Annotated in this window: 10 protein-coding genes; all 10 read right to left on the reverse strand. The window is 67.1% G+C overall.

Annotated features, from left to right (window positions below; translation table 11 throughout):
- On the reverse strand, positions 1-383 hold a 383-nt coding region (locus ACLEQD_RS36060), incomplete at its 3' end, for a hypothetical protein (RefSeq protein WP_410390396.1).
- Positions 384-505: 122 nt separating this feature from the next.
- Positions 506-982: a SycD/LcrH family type III secretion system chaperone gene (locus tag ACLEQD_RS36065; protein WP_410390397.1), complete on the reverse strand. Its 477-nt coding sequence runs from the start codon at positions 980-982 to the stop codon at positions 506-508.
- 3 nt (positions 983-985) lie between these two features.
- Positions 986-1,468: a hypothetical protein gene (locus tag ACLEQD_RS36070; RefSeq protein ID WP_410390399.1), complete on the reverse strand. Its 483-nt coding sequence runs from the start codon at positions 1,466-1,468 to the stop codon at positions 986-988.
- A 46-nt stretch (positions 1,469-1,514) separates the two neighbouring features.
- Positions 1,515-1,799 carry an EscU/YscU/HrcU family type III secretion system export apparatus switch protein gene (locus ACLEQD_RS36075; RefSeq protein WP_410390401.1) on the reverse strand — a complete coding sequence of 95 codons (285 nt, stop codon included), beginning with the start codon at positions 1,797-1,799 and terminating at the stop codon, positions 1,515-1,517.
- Positions 1,800-1,809: 10 nt separating this feature from the next.
- Complete coding sequence (locus ACLEQD_RS36080) at positions 1,810-2,127, reverse strand: EscU/YscU/HrcU family type III secretion system export apparatus switch protein (RefSeq protein ID WP_410390403.1); 318 nt, start codon at positions 2,125-2,127, stop codon at positions 1,810-1,812.
- Entirely contained in the window at positions 2,115-2,891 is a 777-nt protein-coding gene (locus ACLEQD_RS36085; protein WP_410390405.1) for a flagellar biosynthesis protein FlhB, read from the reverse strand. Before ACLEQD_RS36085 ends, ACLEQD_RS36080 begins: the two co-directional genes overlap by 13 nt.
- A gap of 19 nt (positions 2,892-2,910) precedes the next feature.
- On the reverse strand, positions 2,911-3,729 hold the full coding sequence (locus ACLEQD_RS36090; RefSeq protein WP_410390407.1) for a flagellar biosynthetic protein FliR: 819 nt from the start codon (positions 3,727-3,729) through the stop codon (positions 2,911-2,913).
- On the reverse strand, positions 3,726-3,992 hold the full coding sequence (fliQ, locus tag ACLEQD_RS36095; RefSeq protein ID WP_171420306.1) for a flagellar biosynthesis protein FliQ: 267 nt from the start codon (positions 3,990-3,992) through the stop codon (positions 3,726-3,728). Before fliQ ends, ACLEQD_RS36090 begins: the two co-directional genes overlap by 4 nt.
- A gap of 15 nt (positions 3,993-4,007) precedes the next feature.
- Positions 4,008-4,835 carry a type III secretion system export apparatus subunit SctR gene (gene sctR, locus ACLEQD_RS36100; RefSeq protein ID WP_410390409.1) on the reverse strand — a complete coding sequence of 276 codons (828 nt, stop codon included), beginning with the start codon at positions 4,833-4,835 and terminating at the stop codon, positions 4,008-4,010.
- A gap of 10 nt (positions 4,836-4,845) precedes the next feature.
- Positions 4,846-5,291: flagellar biosynthetic protein FliO (locus ACLEQD_RS36105; protein ID WP_410390411.1), on the reverse strand; the 446-nt coding region annotated here is incomplete at its 5' end.

Below are 5,291 nucleotides of genomic sequence, written 5' to 3' on the forward strand. Positions count from 1 at the left end.
GGAGCCGTGGCGGCCGGCGCGGCGGCGGCGGCCGGCGGGCTGTCAAAGCCGCGCGACGAGATGTACTCCTGCATCCACTCGACGGCGTTGATGAGCACGGCGGGCATGTCCGCCGCCAGCTTCGGGTTCTTCTCCGCCTCCTGGAGGTGACGGTTGAAGGCCGTCTTCACGTCCTCGTAGAGGTTCATGTTCAGCTGCGCGCCATCCTTCGTGTTCGCGAGCAGCTCGGACATCTTCCGGAGCACCGCCTGCAGGGTCCCCGTCGCGGTCTTCGCGGCCGCGTCCAGACCCGTGATGAGGCCGTCGCGCTTCTTGGTCACCTCTTCAGGCGCCGCCGGCGGCATCGTGGCGGGGACTCGCGGATCAGGGGTCGGGGTCGTCATTGCGCTGTCCTTTGGGTAGGAGAGAAATGGATGACACGAAACACCCTAGCAGAAGATCCAGGGTGCCTAGAAACACCTGAAGCTCCTCAAGCCCCGGAATCCCGAGCCGCGGCGCGGCCCCGCTAACGGCGGGTGAGCGCGCTGACCATGGCTCCGGCCTTGCGCACCACGGGATCATCCACCGGCGTCATCGCCGCGGCGCGGCGAAGGTCCTCCAGCGCCTGCGGCTTCTGGCCCAGGGCCAGCTTCACCTCGGCGCGGCCCACGTAGACGGCCGGGTCCTGCGGGGCCAGCTTCGCGGCCACGTCGAAGGCGGCGAGCGCCCCCTGTCCGTTGCCCGCGGCCATCTCCACCACGCCCAGCGCCTTGGCGAAGTACACGTCCGTGGGGTTGACGGCGTAGAGCCCCTGGAAGAGCGTGCGCGCCTCCGCCACCCGCCCCTGGTAGAAGAAGTAGTAGGCCGTCTTGGCGATGGCGTAGAGCTCGTCGTTGGAATAGCCGCGCACCTCGCGGAGCGTGGCCTTCCCTTCCGCCCAGCGCTGCAGGAGCGCGGTGAGCTTCGCCTCGTCCTGCGGGTCCTCGGGGTCCAGCGCCGCCATGCGTCAGTAACCCTCGTCCTTCTGCTCTTCCCACATGCGGCGGATGATCTCCTGCGACTCGGCGCTCACCTGGTCCACCAGGCCGAGCATCGCGGACTCGCGCTGCAGCAGGGCCTTGAGGCGCTCCAGGCGCTCCGGCGGCGCGTTCACCCTGGCGAGGCCACGCTCCAGCATGCGGCGCTGCCCGTCGTCCCCGCGGTCGGCGACGCTGGCCAGGTGGGGCCGGTCGCTGAAGCCCTCCAGGTCCGCGTCGTGCCCGCCCGGGTGCGGCGGCAGCGGCAGCCGGAGCTCCTCGGAGGAATGCGCGGGTCCGATGAAGTCCAGCAGCGCCGCCGACGGCAGCGACGGGTTCTTGATGTTGCCGGCCTTGCGCGCCTTCTTCGCCCGGTCGAGCTGGGAGGGGTCCACCAGCCGCTCGCGGACACTCCGGGGGCCGCCCCAGGGCCAAAGCGCGGTGCTGGGGGGCTGATTATTGATTCTGGCCATGGTGGACCGACTTCAATACAGGTGGGGGCCCGCGTCCAGCCCCCCTTCAGCGTCCGCCCCCCTGCTGCTCACGCTGGAGCGCGTAGACGAAGTTGAGCACCTCCGCGACCGCGTCGTAGAGCTCCTCGGGGACCTCCTGGCCCACGTCCACCCGGTACAGGGCGTGCGCCAGGGAGACGTTGCGCATCACCGGGATGCCGTACTGCCTGGCGATCTCCCGGATCTTCTCCGCCTTGAGGCGCATGCCCTTGGCCACCACGCGCGGGGCGCCGTCCGCCTTGGTGTCGTACTTGATGGCGATGGCGATGTCCGCCTCTTCGTCGCTGGCCATGGCCTCCTCCTCAGGCGCGCGCCGGGGGCGCCGCGTTCTGCTGTTGCTTCAGCCCGTAGACGAAGTTGAGGACCTCCGCGACCGCGTCGTAGAGCTCCTCGGGGACCTCCTCGCCCACCTCCACCCGCAACAGCGCGTGCGCCAGCGGCACGTTGCGCAGCAGGGGCACGTCGGCGTCCCTCGCCAGCGCCTTGATGCGCTCCGCCTTGGCGTCCATGCCCTTCACCAGCACGCGCGGGGCCCCGTCCTTGTTCTGATCGTATTGCAACGCCACGGCCACGTGGTCCGGGTTGGTGACGATGACGCTCGCGTCCTTCACCGCCTCCATCTGGGCGCCTCCATGATCTCGTGGTGGAGCTCCTTGCGCTTGGCCTTGTGGTGCGGGTCGCCTTCGCTCTGCTTGTACTCCTTCTTGACCTCCTCCTTCGTCATCATCATGTCCTTCATGTACGACTTGCGCTGCCACCACACGTCGAACACGCCGAAGACGACGAAGAGCAGCACGATGCGCGCGCCCACCCGGTAGATGATCTCCCCCAGGATGGCCATGATGCCGTGCGTGTCCTGCCGGACCGTTTCGATGACCAGGGGCATCGAGTCGCGCACCACGCCGTAGACGACATAGGCGGCGACGGAAATCTTGATGAGGTTCTTGAGCAGTTCGACGAAGGCCTTCTTCGTGAACATGTTCTTCAAGCCCGCGATGGGGTTGAGCTTTTCGAACTTCGGCATGACGGGGTCGATGGTGAAGAGCGACCCGACCTGCAGGAACTCCATCAGCCCACCCATCGCCGCGGCCCCGGCCGCCACCGGAATCGTGAGGACGGCCAGCGACTTCAACGCCATGTAGAGGACCTGCGACATCGCCAGGTCCAGGCGGTCCGGATGCGCGATGATGTCGAAGGTGAAGAGGAAGAGGGAGGAGATCTCCGCCTCGACCGTCCCCCAGGTGCCCCGGGCGATGCCCAGGCCGGCGACGAGCACGGCGACGCCCGTCAGGTCCTTGCTCTTCCAGACCTGACCCTTCTTGCGGGAGTCGTCGAGCTTCTTCTGGGACGGTTCCTCTGTTTTGTCGCCACTCTCGTCCGACATGGTGCGGTCCCGGGAGTCCTCAGCCCAGCAGCTGGATGGCCTGCCGCACCATGCGCAGCATGGAGGCCATTTCGACCTGCATGCGGCTGATGATGACGTGGATGGAGACGAAGATGATGAGCACGCTCATCAGCGGTTTGAGCGACATCGAGATGAAGAAGACCTGGATCTGCGGGGCCACGCGGTTGATGGCGCCCATGGCCAGGTCGGTGGCGAAGGCGGCCACCATGCCGGGCCCCGCCAGCGCCAGGCTGATCTTCAGCAGGTTCGCGAAGGAGCGGATCATCAGGTCGAAGAAGGGCCACGCGCCCCGGCTGAAGTGCGGGAAGCCCTCCAGCGGCACCACGGCCAGGCTGTCCGCGAGCGCCTGGATGATGACGTGGTGTCCGTCCAGCGACAGGAACAGCACCACGCACAGCTGCACCTTGAGGCTGGAGAAGAGCGACACCTGCTGCCCCAGCTGCGGCACGTAGAGCTGGGCGTTGTTGCTGCCCGCCATGGTGTCCATCAAGTTGCCCGCGACCCGGGCCGCGTCGAAGACGACGTTGACGATGTACGACAGCGACAGCCCGATGAAGATCTCCTTGAGGAGCAGCCCGATGTAGGGGAGCGCGCTCAGGGGAATCTTGTCCATCCGGTCCGCGACGGACGGGAACAACACCACGGACACCATCAGGCCCAGGCCCAGCTTCATCTCCGAGGGAACGACCTCGCCGCCCAGGAACGGGCTGAAGATGAGGATGGGCATCACGCGGCACATGATGAGCGCCACGGTGAAGATGGTGACCGACAGGTTGACCCGAGCGCCCAGCTCGGCCATGGCTTCGCCGATGTTCATCTGCCGATGAGCGCCGGGAAGCGGTCGAAGACGTGGAAGGTGAAGCGCAGCAGCTGTCCGCCAATCCACGGGCCCGTCATGGCCAGCACGCCGAAGACGAGGACGACCTTGGGGGCGAACGTGAGCGTCTGCTCCTGGATCTGCGTGGTGGCCTGGAACAGGGCGATGATGAAGCCCACCAGGAGGCTCATGAGCACCGGCGGCGCGGAGACCACGAGCACCAGGAACAGCGCCTCCTGGGTGATGAACGTGAGCTGATTCATGGGAGTACGGGCTCCTTACAGGTAGCCGATGACCAGGCCCTTGGCGATGAGGTACCAGCCGTCCACGAGCACGAACAACAGCAGCTTGAAGGGCATGGAGATGGTCGTGGGCGACAGCATGTGCATGCCCAGCGCCAGCAGGATGTTGGCCACCACCATGTCGATGACGATGAAGGGCACGAACAGCAGGAAGCCAATCTGGAAGGCCTCCTTCAGTTCGGACACGACGAAGGCCGGCACGATGACCATGAAGTCGTTCGGGCCGATGTCCTTGCGGTCCTCCTCCTTCCGCATCTTCCTCGCCAGGCTGTAGAAGAGCGTGCGGTCCTTGTTGGTGACCTTCTTCATCAGGAACTCGCGCAGGGGTTCCTTGGACTTGTCCGCGGCCCCCAGCATCGTCCCCACCGTCTCCGAGGAGAACACCGACGTTCCCCGGGACCAGATGTCGATGCCGCCCGCCCGGTACATCTCCTGGCCCACGGGGGCCATGATGTAGACGGTGAGGATGATGGCCAGGCCGGTGATGACCTGGGTGGGGGGGATCTGCTGGGTGCCCAGCGCCGAGCGGACGATGGAGAGCACCACTGAAATCTTCACGAAGCTGGTCACCATCATCAGCGCGAACGGGACCAGGGACATGGCCGCGAGCGCGAGGATGAGGATGAGCGGACGGGAGGTGAACGAGTCGGTGTTCACCGCCTCCTTCACCAGTTCATCCGGCAGCCCGTCCCCGCCCTTCTTCGCCGCGGACGCGACGAAGGGGTGCAGGGACACGAGGGCCGCGAAGAGCCAGGGCGGAGCGCGGAACAGCAGCGGACGGGCGGCGGGAGACGAACGGTTCACGGGACGGCCTTCAGACGCCCGGCGGCGGCGTGCTGCCACCAGTCCGGCGGGAGAGGAGCTTCTGGAGGAAAGGACTCAGGGAGACCGGCGACGACGGCGGACGCGCGGCGCGGATGCGCTCCACGGCGTCGCGGTCCAGCTTCGAAACCAGTTGCACGCCACCCTCGCCGCCACCCACCAGCAGGTACTCGTCCGCGGCCTTCAGGACGAAGAGCGTGCGCCGCTGGTCCAACGGGATGCGCTCCATCACCGACACGACCGACGCCCTGCCCACGGGCACGCCCTGCAGGCCCATCAGCCGGCGCAGGCCCACGTTGAGCGTGAGGTAGATGGCCGCGAGCACCGCGCCCAGCAGCGCCACCGTGCGCACCACCACCCAGCCCAGGCTCTCCTGCTCCTCGGCGGCGTCCGGCTCACCGACCCCCAGCTCGCGGTCCAGTTCGTCCGCGTGGCGCT

This window comes from Corallococcus sp. 4LFB (assembly GCF_046520365.1).
Taxonomy (GTDB): domain Bacteria; phylum Myxococcota; class Myxococcia; order Myxococcales; family Myxococcaceae; genus Corallococcus; species Corallococcus caeni.